The organism is Streptomyces sp. AC627_RSS907, assembly GCF_019049165.1.
In genome coordinates this window covers 1-640 of the sequence record NZ_JAGMUE010001327.1, presented here as the reverse complement: position 1 = coordinate 640, position 640 = coordinate 1, and the positions used below count along the sequence as shown (strand labels likewise).

At 77.7% G+C, this 640-nt stretch carries 1 protein-coding gene and 1 pseudogene; both read left to right on the top strand.

Going from position 1 to position 640, the window contains the following annotated elements; translation table 11 throughout:
- On the top strand, positions 1-263 hold a 263-nt coding region (locus tag KUM32_RS41745), incomplete at its 5' end, for a phosphatase PAP2 family protein (protein ID WP_217146833.1).
- Between the two features lie 219 nt (positions 264-482).
- Positions 483-640, top strand: a pseudogene (locus KUM32_RS44590) (pirin family protein); the annotation flags it as partial.

Sequence of the window (640 nt, the reverse complement as noted above, 5' to 3'; positions counted from 1 at the left end):
GCCTGTGGCGGGGGCTGGCCGCGGCGACGGCGGCGGTCTCCGTGCTCGGGGTCGGCTTCACCCGGGTCTACCTGGGCGTGCACTGGGCGACCGACGTACTGGCCGGCTGGCTGATCGGCCTGGCGCTCACGGCGGTGGCCATCCTCCTGTACCCGTACGCGGCGGACCCGGCACCCGGCCCCGCGCCGAAGGCGGATACGCCAGCGCCGGACCGCGCCACGGAGCACCCGACTCCGCGCGCGGACCGACCGCACGGCACGTAGCGCGGCCACGCGCGACACGGGCCGTACCCGGCCACCCCGACCCAGCGACGCCGGCCGACGGCCCGCCACCGCGAGCCGTACGCGTCGGTCTCCCCCGCCGCGTACACGACCACGCCCCGGCGGCCCCTCCGGACGGCGCCGGCCGCCGTCGGCCCCGCGTCGCGACCGCTGCTCGACGGCGCCTTCGGCGCGGGGCGGTGGCGTGGCAGAGTGCTCCCCATGAGCAACCTGGATCTGCGTCCCGCCCCGACCGTCTGCGGCGGGCGCGCCGACGTCACCGCGCGACCCGTGCGTGACCTCCTCGCGGCCAAGCCGGTCATGCTCGGCGAGAGCACCGAGGTCCGCCGGCTACTTCCCAGCATGGGACTGCGCATGGT